We start from the raw sequence: 15,867 nt of genomic DNA, 5'->3' as shown, positions 1-15,867 counted from the left end.
AATTTAGCAATCGCACAATTCTATTTTACGGATTTTACAATCCAAAGCTTTTTACAAGTAACTGACTTCCTTTAAACAATTTCAGCTAAATAAACCTTATTTTTGCATCCTATATTTTTAAAATGAGTAAACACGGTAGAATTCTGGTTGCCATGAGTGGCGGGGTTGATAGTTCGGTAGCGGCTGTAATGTTGCATGAGCAAGGTTACGAGGTGATTGGATTAACCATGAAGACCTGGGACTATGCTAGCTCTGGCGGTAGCAGTAAGGAAACTGGTTGCTGCTCTTTAGATAGCATTAACGATGCCCGTACACTTGCTGTAAACTATGGTTTTCCGCATTATATATTGGATATCAGAGACGAATTTGGCGATTATGTAATCGATAATTTTGTAGATGAATACCTGGCCGGAAGAACACCAAACCCATGCGTATTGTGCAACACGCACATTAAATGGGAAGCTTTATTAAAACGTGCCAATAAACTCGACTGCGAATTTATTGCAACAGGGCATTATGCTAATATCCGCCAGCAAGATAGTGGCCGTTATGTAATTTCGAAAGGAAAAGACGAAAATAAAGATCAGTCGTACGTATTGTGGGGTGTTTCGCAAGAAAACCTTTCGCGCACCAAATTTCCTCTTGGAAGCTTCGCAAAATCTGAAATCAGACAAATGGCTTTAGATATGGGTCAGGAAGAGTTGGCTAAAAAATCGGAGAGTTACGAAATTTGTTTCGTTCCGGATAACGATTACAGGGCTTTCTTAAAACATAAAGTTGAAGATTTAGAAGACAGAGTTGCGGGTGGTAATTTCATATTGAGCAATGGCATGGTGGTGGGCCAGCACAAGGGCTACCCTTTTTATACCATTGGCCAGCGCAAAGGCCTGGGTGTTGCTTTTGGCGAGCCTATGTTTGTAACCCAGATCCTGCCCGAAAGCAATACGGTGGTTTTAGGCAAAGCCGAAGAACTGGAGCGCCGCGAAGCGATGGTAAGGAATATTAACCTGATTAAATACGCCAGCATTGAAGAACCGATGAGCGATATCATCACTAAAATACGCTACAAAGATGCAGGGATGCTGAGCACAATTGTGCAGGAAAAAGATAAAATGCGCGTAGTGTTCGATCACAATGTATCGGCTATTGCACCCGGCCAATCGGCAGTGTTTTACGAAGGAAACGATTTATTGGGTGGTGGTTTTTTAATTTAAGAGGAGCGTCATTTCGAGCGAAGTGCAACACAGCCGAGAACCACGGAGTGCTCAGCGAAGCTAAATCTAATTACAAAAGATCTCTCCGTTTCGCTGCGCTTCAGTCGAGATGACGAACACCCTATTATTCACTCCCTTTAAAAACATTTAGGGTAGCTGTTTTCCAATGAATATATCCTAAATCACCGCACACCTGAGCAACAAAATGCTCTACATCTTCGGGTACATCATTTACTACGCGCCACCTGATTTTGTATTTGGGGTTATAACTCACGTAAACTACTAAATCATCATTTCGCTGCCCCACTGAATGTAAAGATTGCAGGTGAATATCCTGTAAATCTGCAGCAGCTATCCTTAATCTTTCATTCATAATTTTCCCTAAGGAAAGATCGGGTCTGAAATCTGTTTCAAATATGGCTAAAACGGTAACGGTCATAAAAAATAAATATATCAGCAAACAAACGAAGCCATAAGCTTTTTGTTTAAAATAATTACACACCATACGTTGGGTTTAAACATCAGCCTAACGTATTTTCGGTTTCTCCAAAAGCAAATCTATACTAAAAAAATTAGTATCAAAATTTATTCTGACATTTTTTTCAGTTAAAGTAAAAATTAGATACAGCCATGACAAGGGCATTATCAATGGTGAATAACTTGATAAATGTGTACAACTATTTTAAACATCTGATAACTAGATCGGTTATCTATTTTAAAAGGAGGACTTATGAAAAAGTGCATCTATGTTGTAGAAGATAATCCAAATATCAGGGAGATTATAGAATTTCTGTTGATTGAGGAGCTTTACGAAGTAAAAACCTGCCCCAACACCAGCGACTTCTGGTTACAAATGAATAATCACCTGCCTGATATGGTGATTTTAGATGTGATGTTGCCTGATGGCAACGGACTGGATATTTGCAATACTTTAAAAGAAAATATTAAAACACACAACATTCCGGTAATGATGATGTCGGCCAATAACCACTTAAATACAGTTAAAGCCAAATGCGCAGCGGAAGATTTTATTAATAAACCTTTCGACCTGAACGATTTTGCAGGAAGAATAGAAAAACACCTGATGAATTAAATTTAGTATTTCAACAGCGGCAAATCTGCCGCTGTTGAAATATATTAACTATAAAGCTATTGCTGCAACAGCTTTATCCAAAGCTTCGTCTTTCAGGTTTGGCATGCTTAAGCCCTCTACCCTATAAGCGGTAACATCTACCATTCCTAAAAAGCCCAATACCGATCTCAGGTACGATTCTGTAAAATCGTAAGCCTTCATTGGCCCGTCAGAATATACTCCGCCTGATGAAATGGCCAGATAAACCTTTTTACCTTTTACCAATCCCTCAGGACCATTTTCCGAATAACTAAATGTTTGGCCAGCACGCGCAATGTGATCGATCCAGGCCTTTAAAGTAGAGTGAATCCCAAAATTGTACATGGGCACGCCAATTACAATGACATCAGCAGCTTTAAGCTCAGCAATTGATTCATTAGAGTGCTGAACCGCTTCGGCCAGTTGAGGGGTATGGTTTTCGGCCGGCGTAAAGAAAGAGTTGATATGCACCTCTTCTAAATGCGGAAAGGGTGTATTGGTAAGATTGCGGGTAGTTACCGTACTACCCGGATTTGCAGCCTGTAACTTTTCTACAATCGCATCCCCTAATTTAACACTGAAAGATGCTTCGCCTCTTGGGCTTGATATTAAATGTAATATTTTCATTTTTTGCCTTTATTTATATCTGGCAAAATTATAGACACGAGCTATCAAAAAGTTATTACTATACTAAAGGATAGCGCTATCCTTTAGTATAGTAGCGGCAGCAAAGTAGCTAAAAACAGCTACAACCATGATGGTTTAACATTTTAATTTTCTATAAACTTAATCCAGCCTCAATCTGTTTATAAAAGAAAATGCTATGGAAAATCAGGAAAACAATCAACCAAAAGATGATGAATACACGGAAGATGAAGTGCAATTTGCTGGTGGCGAAGGCACGCAACCGAATGAACAAATTACTGGCCCCGACGATGAGGACGAGGATGATGAAGAAGAAGCAACAGATGATTACAACGAATCGGACATTGAAGAACTCGATAACGATCCCAATGCTTACGATAAAGATGATAGCGAAATGTTATAAATCAGAAAAAAAATGCCAGATTGATAGCCACTCTGGCATTTTTCTTATCTAAACAACGATGATCCGCAATATTTACAAAACAAAGCATCGCTGTCATGCCCTTCCCTGCTACAACCAGGGCACGATTCGGGTAATTCCTTTTTATGCCTGGCAGCCATGGCTATATCGTGCGTAATAATGCCGGTAGGCACCGCAATAATAGCATAACCAATTAACATAACAACCGAGGCCACGAATTTACCCAATGGCGTAATTGGAGAAATATCGCCATAACCCACCGTTGTAATGGTAACAATGGCCCAATAAATACTTTCTGGGATATTTGAAAAACCATTTTCGCGCTGCTCTACCAGGTACATTACCGAACCAAGTATAACTGTAATGGTTAAAACCGTTAGTAAGAAAATACTGATTTTGCGGATACTGTTTTTTAAAGCAGTTGTTAAAAAATTAATCTCTGTTAAAAAATGTCCGAGTTTAAAAATCCTAAAAACCCGTAATAAACGCAGCGCCCTGAATACCAGCAAAGATTGTGCGCCAACAAAGAATATACTTAAATACGAAGGCAGTAAAGCAACCATATCAATAATGCCCAGCGGACTAAACACATAGCTCAGTGGCTTACGGATACTGATGAGCCGCAAAATGTATTCGACAGTGAAAAGTGCGGCGAAACCCCATTCCATCACATTAAAAAGCTTACCGTAGTGTTGATGAATACTCACCACACTATCGAGCATCACAACAATAATACTCGAAAAAATAGCAATCAGAAGCCCTACATCGAAAGCCTTACCCGCCGGCGTATTCGATTCGTAAATAATTTCGTGCAATTTAAAACGCCAACCTTTCGAAGGACCTGATACCATGTAAGCTTTTTTGACTAAGATACAGAATTAACCATTAATCACTTCGCCGCCTATTATTAAAGCAATTTTACCATTAAGTTTTGCCGCAGCTTTGCAACCCGATTTGCTAATATTTCAGGTTAAACTTCTCTTCTAAAACAAACAAGCTTAAGAACTGTAAAGTTTTACAATCAAAAATTAAGCTAATTTCAATACCCGCATTCATACATGGTAATTTAGCTTAATCATTTGCTCATATCCGATTATTTTGATCAGATGTACCTCATTAAATTAGCTCTTCATATCCTAACCAAAAAACCACACAATGAAAAAACCAATTTTACTTATTTTACTATTGCTCAATCTGGCTCTAACCGGTTCGGCACAAAAAAGACTGGGTAAAGAAACTGCCGAAGAAAAAACCAAAAGAATGGAATGGTGGACGGATGCCCGCTTTGGTATGTTTATACACTGGGGCTTATATGCGCTACCTGCACGTCACGAATGGGTGAGAAATTATGAGCACATTACCAATGAGAACTACCAAAAATATTTTGATAATTTTAATCCCGATTTATTCAACCCAAAACAGTGGGCAAAGGAAGCCAAGGCTGCCGGCATGAAATATGCTGTTTTAACTACCAAGCACCACGAAGGCTTTAACCTGTTTGACAGTAAATACACCGATTATAAAGCCACCAATACACAGGCAAAAAGGGATCTGGTAAGAGAATTTGTTGATGCTTTCCGCGCAGAAGGTATAAAAGTTGGTTTCTATTATTCGCTTATTGACTGGCACCACCCCGACTTTACGGTAGACAGGGTTCACCCTTTACGTCCTGAAAAAGAATCTGAAGAGGCTTATGCAGCCTTAAATAAAGGTAGAGATATGGCCAAATACCGTAAATACCTATACGATCAGGTAACAGAACTCCTAACCAAATACGGCAAAATTGATATCCTTTGGGCCGACTTCTCTTATCCTGGTAAATATGGCAAAGGTAAAGACGACTGGGGATCGGTTGAATTACTTAAGCAAATCAGAAAACTGCAGCCGGGCATTATTGTAGATAATCGCTTAGATTTAAATGATTACGAAGACGGTACCGATTTTGAAACACCTGAACAGGTTGGACCGAAAGAACTGGAAAAATACCGCGGAAAGGTATGGGAAACCTGCCAAACCTTTTCAGGATCATGGGGCTACCATCGTGATGAAAATACCTGGAAAAGTAACAGAAAACTACTGGACTTACTAATTACATCAGTAGCAAATGGCGGTAATTTACTATTAAACGTTGGGCCAACCGCCCGTGGTGAATTTGATTACAGAGCTGAAACGGCATTAGATAGTCTCGGTATCTGGATGCATGCCAATTCTAAATCTATTTACCATTGTACTTTTGCACCGTCAGCTTTTAAAGCAGCCGAAGGGACCCGACTTACTTACAATAAAGATACAAAACGTTTATATGTTCACCTGTTCGAATACCCTAATACCGGCACCATTGCTTTAGACGGCTATAAAGACAAAGTAAAATACGCACAGTTTTTACATGATAATTCGGAACTTCAGGTTGACACCGAAAAATCTAAAGACAATACCCTGGTTTTAAAATTACCGAAGAAAAAACCCAACTTCGAAATACCAGTAATCGAACTAATATTAAATTAACCCATTAATATTAATAATCGGGCCTGCAAGCTAAACCTTGCGGGTTTTTTTTTAACCCAATCTCGATCATCCATCTCACCTCTTCCATCATCCATCATATTTTACGCCGACAACAAATCCGACTGATGCAAAGCAGCATAAGCTTTTGCCTGAACTACATTACCTATAATAATAATAGCAGGATAAGTTAAACCAGCATCTTCAGCTGCTTCCTGCAGGTTATTAGCCAAACATACCACCTGTTTCTGATTAGGAAGTGTAGCATGCTGAATAATTGCAGCTGGCATGGTACCTAAACCTGCATCACAATAAGCTTTAGAAATTTCGGCAACCTTTTTCATACCCATATAAATAACTACAGTTGCCGAGCTCTTCATTGCACATTTTAAATCTTCGGTTAAACTTCCATCCTTTTTGGTACCGGTTAGTATCCAAACACTCTCGCTAATGCCGCGATGGGTTAAAGGAACATCAATAAAACCAGCCCCCTGCATGCTGCTGATACCTGGAATATAGTGACATTTAATGCCCCGGGCTTCCGCATAAATCAATTCTTCGAAGCCACGGCCAAAAATAAAGGGATCGCCACCTTTTAAACGCACTACTACCTTATATTGATGTGCATTTTCTACAATTAATTCATTTATTTTCTCTTGTGGTGTATATTCTCCATAAGGTTGCTTACCAACATAAACCATTTTACATGTTTTCGGTGCAATTTCAAGCAATTTTTCATTACTTAAGTTATCATACAGTATAACTTCTGCTCTTTTTAACACATTAAACGCTTTCATAGTGATCAATTCCGGATCACCAGGACCTCCACCCATTACAAATACTCCAAAATCTCCTGTTTTTTGATTCATAATTTTAATGTTTTAACTATTTAAAGATAAAAGTGATGAAAATATCTTAAAAAATTAAATATTTTATGATAAAAATCACAAAATAATAAGTTTTAACTCATTTTTAACCTATATTTGAATATTAAAAATCATAAAACAAACAAATAAAGTGTTTTTAAAATCAAAACAACCTAAAAAAACACAACAAATAAACCAAACAACTAAAAAACAATACCATAATCACAATATACCTTTAAGATTTATGAAAGAACCACAAATAATCGTAATCGGAAATGGAATGGTGGGATACAAGTTCTGCGAAAAACTGAGATCAAAAACATCTTCCTTTAATCTTATCGTTTTTGGAGAAGAACCCCGCAGGGCATATGACCGTGTTCACCTAAGCGAATACTTTAATGGTAAAACAGCAGACGATCTTTCGCTTTCTACCGAAAACTGGTACCAGGAACAAAACATTACACTCTTTCTAAACAATCCTGTAGTTAAAATAGATCGCGAACAACAAAAGGTATATACTGGCAATGGTTTAGAGTATATTTATGATATATTGGTTTTTGCCACGGGCTCCGGCGCCTTTGTTCCGAACATCCCAGGCATAGAAAAAGAAGGCGTTTTTGTTTACCGTACCCTCGAAGACCTCGACCTGATTAGCGCATACGCAAAAAAAGCAAAAACAGCCTCAGTTATAGGTGGTGGCTTGCTTGGTTTGGAAGCCGCAAAAGCACTAATAGATTTAGGAATCGATAAAACCAGTATCATCGAATTTGCTCCGCGTTTAATGCCCAGACAAATTGATGCCGCAGGTAGTGATATGCTAAAATCGAAATTAACTGACCTGGGCTTACAAATCCACTTAAACAAAAACACCTCTAATATTGAAGGTGAGGGCAAGATTACTGCATTAAAATTTACTGATGACACAATACTAGAAGCCGACATGCTGGTTATATCGGCAGGTATTAAACCCAGAGATGAACTGGCAAAAGCCTGTGGAATTGAAGTAGGTCCGCGTGGTGGTATTGTTGTGGACGAGAAAATGCAAACCAGCGACCCGGCAATATTTGCTATTGGCGAATGCGCCCTGTTTGATGACATGATTTACGGATTGGTAGCACCTGGCTATGAAATGGCCGAAGTTTTAGCCACCAACCTGTGTGCAGGCAATAAAAACTTCAGCAGCTTCGACATGAGCACGAAGCTGAAACTCATTGGTATAGATGTAGCCAGTTTTGGCGATAACTTTATTACCGAACCTGATTGCCGCACCATTATTTTCGAAAACAAACACAAAGGTGTTTATAAACGGATTAATGTAAGTAACGACGGACAATACCTTTTAGGCGGTATACTTATTGGAGATGCATCGGCCTACAACATGCTCTTACAAACGGCCATCAATAAAATTGCATTACCCGAAGACCCTGAAGAATTAATACTGGGTTCACGTGGTGGCAGCGAGCCGGCAGGCGCAGGCATTACCAGTTTGCCCGATAGCGCGTTAATTTGCAGCTGCGAGGGAGTTAGCAAAGGCGATATCTGCGCTTCGGTTACCAGCGGTGGATGCGAAAATATAGATGATGTAAAAAAATGCACCAAAGCCGGTACAGGTTGCGGCGGTTGTATGCCAATGGTGAAAGATCTATTGAACTACACTTTAAAATCGCAAGGCAAATACATAAAAAATGTGATCTGCGAGCACTTTAACTACAGCAGACAGGAGCTTTACGACCTCATCCACATCCATGAGCTGAAAAATTACGACGAAGTATTGAATGCTTTGGGCGAAAACGATGGTTGCGAGATATGTAAACCATTGGTTTCATCAATCCTGGCCAGTCTTTGGAACGAAATGATCCTTAAAAAAGGAAACGATGTAGCTCAAGACAGTAATGACCGCTTTTTGGCTAACATCCAAAAAGGAGGCTCCTACTCTGTGGTACCACGCATACCTGGCGGAGAAATAACTCCTGAAAAACTGATCGTTATTGGCGAAGTAGCTAAAAAATACAACTTGTACACCAAGATCACCGGCGGTCAGCGTATCGATTTGTTTGGTGCACACCTGAACGATTTGCCTGTAATCTGGGAAGAACTGATTGCCGCAGGCTTCGAAAGCGGCCATGCTTATGGAAAAGGATTGAGAACGGTAAAAAGCTGCGTGGGCAGCACCTGGTGCCGTTTCGGATTGCACGATAGCGTAAGCTTTGCCATCCGCATTGAAGAAAGATACAGAGGTATACGTGCCCCACATAAATTTAAATCGGCAGTAAGTGGCTGTATCAGAGAATGTGCAGAGGCTCAAAGCAAAGACTTCGGCATTATTGCTACCGAAAAAGGCTGGAATTTATACGTGTGTGGTAACGGCGGTAGTAAACCGCAGCACGCACTCTTGCTTGCCACCGATTTAGATAGCGAAACCTGCATCAAGTATATCGATAGGTTCTTAATGTTCTATATCCGCACAGCCGATCCACTTACCAGAACCGCAACCTGGTTAAATAAAATGGAGGGTGGCATCGATTACCTGCGCAACGTAGTGATCAACGACAGTTTAGGCATGGCCAAACAATGGGAGCACGAAATTGAAAAACTGATCAGCTCGTACAAATGCGAATGGAAAGAGGCAGTAGAAAACCCGGCAATCAGAAAACGTTTCTCTCATTTTGTAAATGCACCTGAAGAGAAAGATCCTTCGATCGAATTTGTAGAAATGCGCGGACAAAAAAGAACCGCTGAATGGAAAATAGTCTAACCAAATATAATCAACCAACAATTTTCAATTTAAACTTAATCTTATGACAGAAACAACAAACAACTGGTTAGCCGCATGTCGTGTTGAAGACGCAGTAGAAAATGGCGGGGTATGTGTAAAACACGGTAAAGAACAAATTGCGTTATTCTATTTTACCAGAAGAAATGAGTGGTATGCCACCCAAAATGAGTGTCCCCACAAAAAGCAAATGGCTTTAAGCCGTGGAATGATTGGCTCTATTACCGACGAACCTAAGGTAGCCTGCCCTTTCCACAAAAAAACGTTTTCGTTAAACACCGGTGAATGCTTAAGTGGCGATGAATGCGCCATAAAAACCTACCCGGTAAAGGTAGAAAATGGAACTGTTTATGTTGGAATCAATCCAAAATCTTAAATTGTATTATTAAGAGAAAACAAACCAAAGTTCAACCTAAACCAAACCAAAATGAAAACTCAAAATCGCGTAGCTATTATTAGCTGCTTAGTATCCACTGTGTTCTTTTTTCAAGCCAAAGCACAAACCAAAGCTGTTTTATTTGATGGCATTTTAACTGCAGGCTATGTTGACCACGGCGCTTTTATAAATTGTGCAGGTCCAAGTATCAAATTCAGCAAAAAGCCTTATACAGTTTTACTAGGCATGTTACCTAGCTTAAGAATTAAGGAAGATAAAGTTGCAACTGGTGCTACCAAAAACTCAGTACTTACCCCTAATCTGGGTTTTGGCTTAACTGCCGCCTTCCGTCACATTGCCATTCAATTACCCGTTTTTTACAATGCTAAAACTGCGGTAAAAAATGGTGAATGGAACCTGGGTGCTGGCCTGGGCTATAAATTTTAATCCAACCATTAAATCAACCCCGCTTAACTGAACATTATGACAACTAACCTTAGCCCCAAACCGTTAGATAAACTGAATATATTTTCGCTTAAAGGCGTTCAGATGAAAACCTTCCACATTACCTGGCTTACCTTTTTCTTCTGCTTTTTTGCCTGGTTCGGAATGGCTCCACTGATGAAAATTGCCCGCGAGCAGCTGCATTTAACCAAAGATCAGGTTGGTAATATCCAGATTGCCTCAGTATCAGCCACTATTATTGCACGCTTGCTGATTGGAAGACTGATTGATAAATTTGGCCCGAAACTCATTTATACCTGGTTACTCGTACTTTGTGCCATTCCGGTGCTGTTAATTGGCACCAGTCAGTCTTACACTTCCTTTTTGCTTTTCCGTTTGGCTATTGGCGTAATTGGCGCATCATTCGTTATTACACAGTTCCACACCTCTATTATGTTTGCCCCAAACATTAAAGGCACAGCCAACGCTACAGCAGGTGGTTTTGGTAATGCAGGTGGCGGTGCTGCAAATTTGTTTATGCCCCTGATTGCCTCTGCGTTGACTGCTTTAGGCTTTTGCAGTACTGAAGATAGCTGGCGTTATGCCATGATTTTCCCTGGAGTAATGCTTTTAATCTGCGCTTTCTTATATAATCGCTACACGCTCGATAGTCCGCAGGGAGATTTTAAAAACATTAAAGACGAAAACATCAAAAGCACCCAAAACACTTTCCTGATTGCAGCAAAAGATTACCGTACCTGGATTTTAACCATTGCCTATGCAGCTTGTTTCGGTGTAGAAATTACGGTCGACAATTTTGCGCCGATTTTCTTTACCGATTCATTTGGTGCAACAATAGCTGTAGCAGGCATGGTTGCAGGTATTTTTGGCTGGATTAACGTTTTTGCCCGCCCACTTGGTGGCATCGTAGCCGATAAAATAGGTAAAACCTGGGGCTTTGACGGCAAAACCCTCTTGTTAGCCATATTATTACTTGTAGAAGGTGTTGGATTGATCTGGTTTGCCAAATCCGGCAATATCAGCATGGCTATTTTCATGATGTTCGTATTTGGCCTGAGCCTAAAAATGGCCAACGGAGCAACCTATAGCCTGGTTCCCTTCATCAATCCGCTTGCTGTGGGCAGTGTGGCAGGTATTGTTGGGGCCGGCGGAAATATCGGTGCCATGTTAATTGCCTTTATGTTTAAGGCTAAAGCCAGTCATGCTTCAAAAAACATAGTCGAAAATGGCATAAACGTACATAAAGACTTAATTGATTACACCAGTGCATTTACCTTACTGGGCTTCATCATTTTAGCAATCGGCGTTGTGGTATTCATTTTCAGAACGATTATGGCTCAGAAAACTGTAGAAATGGATGAGTTGGTACTAAGCACCGGTAAATAAAGACTTAATCCGAAAAACTACCTATAACCTTGTTTATCATTTGAACAACGAAACAAACATATCGCCAAATACCACTACCTGCTGCTATTGTGGCGTGGGTTGTGGTATTGTGGTAAATAAAGACATCCACGAAAGGATTACGGTTGAAGGCGACAAAACCCACCCGGTAAATAAGGGCATGTTGTGCAGCAAAGGGCTGAACCTGCATTATACCGCAAACGATAAAAGCGACCGCCTGCTTTATCCTGAAATGCGCTACAATAAAAACATGCCTTTGCAACGGGTAAGCTGGAATACGGCGCTGGATAGAACCGCAGCGGTATTTAAAGCGCTTATTAAAAAATATGGCCCTGATAGTGTAGCCTTTTATGCCAGCGGGCAATGTTTAACCGAAGAATATTACGTAGTAAATAAATTAATTAAAGGTTTTATCGGTAGTAATAACATCGATACCAACAGCCGCTTATGTATGAGCAGTGCGGTTGTTGGTTATAAAATGAGCCTGGGCGAAGATACCGTACCCATTAGCTACGACGATATTGAAATTGCCGATTGCATTTTTGTGGCTGGCGCAAACCCGGCTTGGTGCCATCCCATCCTGTGGCGCCGGGTTGAAGCCGCTAAACTAAATAACCCCAATTTAAAAATTATTGTCAGCGACCCGCGTAAAACCCAAACCTGCTCACTCGCAGATGTGCATTTACAACTAAACCCGGGTACAGATATTACGCTGCACCATGCTGTTGGCCGCTGCCTGATTGAAGACGGGAAAGCAGATGCTGATTTTATCATCAACAGTACCAACGGTTACGAAAAATACCATGAAACTGTTTTTCAAACCACCATAGCAGAAGCCGCTGCCATTTGTGGCATCGAAGAAAGCGCCATCCGTTTAGCTGCCAGTTACATTGGCAATGCCAAAGGTTTTATTACCATGTGGACCATGGGGCTTAATCAAAGCGTGGTGGGCACCAATAAAAACCTTTCGTTAATTAATCTCAACCTGATAACGGGGCATATTGGCAAACCCGGCAGTGGTCCATTTTCACTGACCGGGCAACCTAATGCCATGGGCGGTCGCGAAGTAGGCGGATTAAGCAATTTATTACCCGCGCACCGCAACCTTGCCAACGAAAACCACCGTAACGAGGTAGAAAAATTTTGGCAAATCCCTTTGGGCACCATCCAGTCTAAACCGGGCTTAACTGCCACAGAAATGTTTGACGAGCTGAACTCAGGAAAACTGAAAGCTGTTTGGATACTCTGTACCAATCCCTTAATCAGCCTGCCCGATGTACGTATAGCAGAAGCTGGCCTAAAGAATGCCAGATTCGTAGTGGTGCAAGACATCAGCAATAAGGTAGAAACACTGAAATATGCCGATGTAGTACTACCCGCAGCCGCCTGGGCCGAAAAAGAAGGCACCATGACCAACGCAGGACGTTATATTGCCTATCTGAGTAAAATTACCGAGGCGCCCGGAGAGGCTTTACCCGATTCGGAAATCATTTGCCGCTTTGCACAAAAAATGGGCTACAGCGGTTTTGGCTTTAAAAATGCTGCTGCTATTTATGATGAACATGCAGCACTTACCGAAGGTACCAATATTGATATAAGCGGGCTTAACTACCAGATTTTAAAAGAAAAAAGAGCGGTACAATGGCCATACCCAAAAAACAAAAACACAGAGGGAACTGCGCGTTTATTTACCGATCATCAATTCTTTACACCCGATAAAAGAGCTAACATTGTATCGGTGAGCGATGCCAACCAATCGGAAGCCCTCAGCCCTGAACACCCACTGATTTTAACCACAGGCAGGATCAGAGACCAGTGGCACACCCGAAGCAAAACGGGGAAGGTTAACAAACTGAACCAACACATCAGCGAATCTTTTTTAGAAATAAATCCGGTTGATGCAGCAGCAAGAAACATCAAAGACAACGATATAATCGAAGTGTTAAGCTTACGCGGTAATGTGCGTGTAAAAGCCAAATACTCTACCGATATTAAACCCGGTGTTGTTTTTATGCCCATGCACTGGGGATTGATTTTAAAAAGCGATTTAAACCGCGTAAACAACCTAACCAACAACCTGGTTGATCCGTTAAGTAAAGAACCCGATTTCAAGTTTACCGCTGTAGAAGTAAAGCTATATAAAAAAGCAAGGCAAAAAATTATTGTAATTGGTGCAGGAGCCGGAGCCTGCGGTTTTGTTAAAAGCTACCGGGCACTAAACACAACCGACGATATCGAGATTTTTAGCAAAGAAGATTTCCCTTTTTACAACCGCGTACTCCTTCCCGATTACATTATCGGTACGCTCCCATGGCACAACCTCATCAAAATGAGCGATAGCGAAGAGGAAGATTATAGAATTAAGCTACACCGTGGCTTAAGTATCGAAAAAATAAATAAAGCAGATAAAACCGTTACCGATAGCAAAGGAAAAACGCATCATTACGATGTACTGCTCCTTGCAACCGGAAGCAGAGCATTTGTGCTTAAAGACCTGCCCAAACTGAATGGCATTTTTACCATGCGTAGTCGTACAGATGCAGATGAATTTAAGAAACATGTACCCCAAACCAATGGCAAAGTAGTCATTGTAGGTGGCGGTTTGCTGGGAATCGAACTGGCTACATCACTAGCCGAAACAGGCTCAAAAGTAGCCATAATCCAAAGGATTTCGCGTTTAATGGGCCGCCAGCTCGATGCTTTAGGTAGCCAGCTATTACACGAAGAATTGATTAGCAAGGGCATCGAAATCTTTTACAACGATGAGGTAGACCGTGTGATCGGCGAAAAAAACATCACTGGTGTACGTTTAAAAAGCGGGTTGATGATTGATTGCGAATCTTTTGTAACTGCCATCGGCACCGTACCCAATATCGAATTAATTAAAGAGGCTGGCATAACCTGCAAAAGAGGTGTAGTGGTTGATGAATACCTGCGAACCAACGAAGAAGACATTTTTGCCATTGGCGAAATTGCCGAATTTAAAGGTGAAATGTATGGCATTACCGCAGCAGCAGAGCAACAGGCAGAAATAGTAGCACGATTTCTATGTGGCGATATTGCCAAATTTTACCAGGGCAGTTTGCTGATGAATATTTTGAAAATGCACAGTCTCGAACTTTGTTCGTTAGGTCTGGCCGAAATACCCAACAACGACCCTACCTACGAAGAAATTGTTTTTATTGACAAGGCCAAACGCTATTATAAAAAATGTATTGTACACAACGACAAACTGGTAGGCGCAATATTAATTGGCGATAAAGGCGAGTTCCTGGAGTTCCGCAACCTGATTGAAAACAAGATGGAGCTGAGTGAAAAAAGGCTTCAGCTTTTAAGAAGCGGCAAAACAACGGAACCGCTTATTGGCCGAACCGTTTGCAGCTGTAACAATGTGGGCGAGGGTAACTTAATCAACAAAATAAAAGATGGCTGTAAAGATCATTTACAACTTTGCCAGCTAACCGGGGCAGGCATGGGCTGTGGCAGTTGCCGCCCCGAAGTTAAAGCCATTCTCGATTCTTTTGTAAACGTACTCAAAACCGAACCTAAAGCCGCTCTGGCCGAATAAATTAAACTGAAAGCGATGATGAAAACAACTCTTGGTCCTTCTGAATTTATTAACGTTAAAGGCATCGAATATTTTAAGTTCGAAGAAGATTTTATTGAAGAAAATGTACGTTGCATCCCGATGATTGTCCGTTTTAAAATGGATGCTGCAGGGATAAAACTCAAACTGGCCGAATGGAGCAGGTTTCATCCGCAAGAGCGGGTTCAACTGGCCTTACTGCCTGTATTTACGCAAGAGGAAACCAACAAATACCACCAGTTCTTAATTAGCCTGATTGCCAAATACACCGGAAACCAGGCTACCACCCTCCCTATTGATCCGCTGCCCGACTGGGCCAATTTACACCAAATCCCAGCCATGCTTCAGGAGAAACTGGCAGAACTACAGCTACAGATTTCCATTAGCCAATGGCGAAAGCTCACTAATATACAGCGATTTGCGCTTTTAAAATTATGCAGGCCCGGGCACGAAAACAAGAACTTCCCCAAAGCCATTATCGAATTTGGAATTTAACCAGCTGAG

Annotated in this window: 14 protein-coding genes; 10 read left to right on the top strand and 4 right to left on the bottom strand. The window is 41.0% G+C overall.

The window, feature by feature from the left end:
* The first annotated feature begins 122 nt into the window (after positions 1-122).
* A complete protein-coding gene (gene mnmA, locus DBR40_RS11675; RefSeq protein WP_124559919.1) occupies positions 123-1,214 on the top strand; it encodes a tRNA 2-thiouridine(34) synthase MnmA in 1,092 nt (363 codons plus the stop codon).
* Between the two features lie 124 nt (positions 1,215-1,338).
* On the opposite strand, the gene DBR40_RS11670 is transcribed toward mnmA, so the two are convergent.
* Positions 1,339-1,653 carry a hypothetical protein gene (locus DBR40_RS11670; protein ID WP_124559918.1) on the bottom strand — a complete coding sequence of 105 codons (315 nt, stop codon included), beginning with the start codon at positions 1,651-1,653 and terminating at the stop codon, positions 1,339-1,341.
* Positions 1,654-1,944: 291 nt separating this feature from the next.
* Between DBR40_RS11670 and DBR40_RS11665 the strand changes: the two genes are divergently transcribed.
* On the top strand, positions 1,945-2,307 hold the full coding sequence (locus DBR40_RS11665) for a response regulator transcription factor (protein WP_124559917.1): 363 nt from the start codon (positions 1,945-1,947) through the stop codon (positions 2,305-2,307).
* A 48-nt stretch (positions 2,308-2,355) separates the two neighbouring features.
* Here the strand turns inward: DBR40_RS11665 and DBR40_RS11660 are convergent, their stop codons facing one another.
* A complete protein-coding gene (locus tag DBR40_RS11660; protein ID WP_124559916.1) occupies positions 2,356-2,952 on the bottom strand; it encodes an FMN-dependent NADH-azoreductase in 597 nt (198 codons plus the stop codon).
* Between the two features lie 196 nt (positions 2,953-3,148).
* On the opposite strand from DBR40_RS11660, the gene DBR40_RS11655 reads away from it, so the two are divergent.
* A complete protein-coding gene (locus DBR40_RS11655) occupies positions 3,149-3,373 on the top strand; it encodes a hypothetical protein (protein WP_124559915.1) in 225 nt (74 codons plus the stop codon).
* Positions 3,374-3,417: 44 nt separating this feature from the next.
* Here DBR40_RS11655 and DBR40_RS11650 read toward each other — a convergent pair whose 3' ends face one another.
* The gene (locus DBR40_RS11650) at positions 3,418-4,242 is read right to left on the bottom strand and encodes an ion transporter (RefSeq protein ID WP_124559914.1); all 825 of its coding nucleotides are present in this window, start codon (positions 4,240-4,242) and stop codon (positions 3,418-3,420) included.
* Positions 4,243-4,546: 304 nt separating this feature from the next.
* Between DBR40_RS11650 and DBR40_RS11645 the strand changes: the two genes are divergently transcribed.
* The gene (locus DBR40_RS11645) at positions 4,547-5,896 is read left to right on the top strand and encodes an alpha-L-fucosidase (RefSeq protein ID WP_124559913.1); all 1,350 of its coding nucleotides are present in this window, start codon (positions 4,547-4,549) and stop codon (positions 5,894-5,896) included.
* 101 nt (positions 5,897-5,997) lie between these two features.
* Here the strand turns inward: DBR40_RS11645 and cobA are convergent, their stop codons facing one another.
* Positions 5,998-6,762: a uroporphyrinogen-III C-methyltransferase gene (cobA, locus tag DBR40_RS11640; protein WP_124559912.1), complete on the bottom strand. Its 765-nt coding sequence runs from the start codon at positions 6,760-6,762 to the stop codon at positions 5,998-6,000.
* A 241-nt stretch (positions 6,763-7,003) separates the two neighbouring features.
* Here cobA and nirB point away from each other — a divergent pair, with 241 nt between their 5' ends.
* The 6 genes from nirB to DBR40_RS11610 are packed head-to-tail and all read left to right on the top strand — an operon-like array spanning position 7,004 to position 15,858.
* Complete coding sequence (nirB, locus tag DBR40_RS11635) at positions 7,004-9,514, top strand: nitrite reductase large subunit NirB (RefSeq protein ID WP_124559911.1); 2,511 nt, start codon at positions 7,004-7,006, stop codon at positions 9,512-9,514.
* 43 nt (positions 9,515-9,557) lie between these two features.
* A complete protein-coding gene (gene nirD, locus DBR40_RS11630) occupies positions 9,558-9,908 on the top strand; it encodes a nitrite reductase small subunit NirD (protein ID WP_124559910.1) in 351 nt (116 codons plus the stop codon).
* A 51-nt stretch (positions 9,909-9,959) separates the two neighbouring features.
* Entirely contained in the window at positions 9,960-10,355 is a 396-nt protein-coding gene (locus tag DBR40_RS11625; RefSeq protein WP_233603869.1) for a hypothetical protein, read from the top strand.
* Between the two features lie 36 nt (positions 10,356-10,391).
* Positions 10,392-11,759 (top strand): MFS transporter, encoded by a 1,368-nt coding sequence (locus DBR40_RS11620; RefSeq protein WP_124559909.1) that lies wholly within the window; start codon positions 10,392-10,394, stop codon positions 11,757-11,759.
* Positions 11,760-11,799: 40 nt separating this feature from the next.
* The gene (locus tag DBR40_RS11615; protein WP_124559908.1) at positions 11,800-15,345 is read left to right on the top strand and encodes a nitrate reductase; all 3,546 of its coding nucleotides are present in this window, start codon (positions 11,800-11,802) and stop codon (positions 15,343-15,345) included.
* Between the two features lie 15 nt (positions 15,346-15,360).
* Entirely contained in the window at positions 15,361-15,858 is a 498-nt protein-coding gene (locus DBR40_RS11610) for a nitrate reductase associated protein (protein WP_199748322.1), read from the top strand.
* Positions 15,859-15,867 lie beyond the last annotated feature (9 nt).

This window comes from Pedobacter sp. KBW01 (genome assembly GCF_003852395.1).
Lineage (GTDB): Bacteria > Bacteroidota > Bacteroidia > Sphingobacteriales > Sphingobacteriaceae > Pedobacter.
The sequence above is the reverse complement of the archived record's forward strand: the minus strand, read 5'-3'. Positions and strand labels throughout refer to the sequence as shown.

Coding starts and splice junctions, on each gene's coding strand:
- DBR40_RS11655 (WP_124559915.1), top strand. CDS start 3,149: ATGGAAAATCAGGAAAACAATCAACCAAAAGATGATGAATACACGGAA.
- DBR40_RS11625 (WP_233603869.1), top strand. CDS start 9,960: ATGAAAACTCAAAATCGCGTAGCTATTATTAGCTGCTTAGTATCCACT.
- DBR40_RS11660 (WP_124559916.1), bottom strand. CDS start 2,952: ATGAAAATATTACATTTAATATCAAGCCCAAGAGGCGAAGCATCTTTC.
- nirB (WP_124559911.1), top strand. CDS start 7,004: ATGAAAGAACCACAAATAATCGTAATCGGAAATGGAATGGTGGGATAC.
- cobA (WP_124559912.1), bottom strand. CDS start 6,762: ATGAATCAAAAAACAGGAGATTTTGGAGTATTTGTAATGGGTGGAGGT.
- DBR40_RS11620 (WP_124559909.1), top strand. CDS start 10,392: ATGACAACTAACCTTAGCCCCAAACCGTTAGATAAACTGAATATATTT.
- DBR40_RS11610 (WP_199748322.1), top strand. CDS start 15,361: ATGATGAAAACAACTCTTGGTCCTTCTGAATTTATTAACGTTAAAGGC.
- DBR40_RS11665 (WP_124559917.1), top strand. CDS start 1,945: ATGAAAAAGTGCATCTATGTTGTAGAAGATAATCCAAATATCAGGGAG.
- DBR40_RS11670 (WP_124559918.1), bottom strand. CDS start 1,653: ATGACCGTTACCGTTTTAGCCATATTTGAAACAGATTTCAGACCCGAT.
- nirD (WP_124559910.1), top strand. CDS start 9,558: ATGACAGAAACAACAAACAACTGGTTAGCCGCATGTCGTGTTGAAGAC.
- DBR40_RS11645 (WP_124559913.1), top strand. CDS start 4,547: ATGAAAAAACCAATTTTACTTATTTTACTATTGCTCAATCTGGCTCTA.
- DBR40_RS11650 (WP_124559914.1), bottom strand. CDS start 4,242: ATGGTATCAGGTCCTTCGAAAGGTTGGCGTTTTAAATTGCACGAAATT.
- mnmA (WP_124559919.1), top strand. CDS start 123: ATGAGTAAACACGGTAGAATTCTGGTTGCCATGAGTGGCGGGGTTGAT.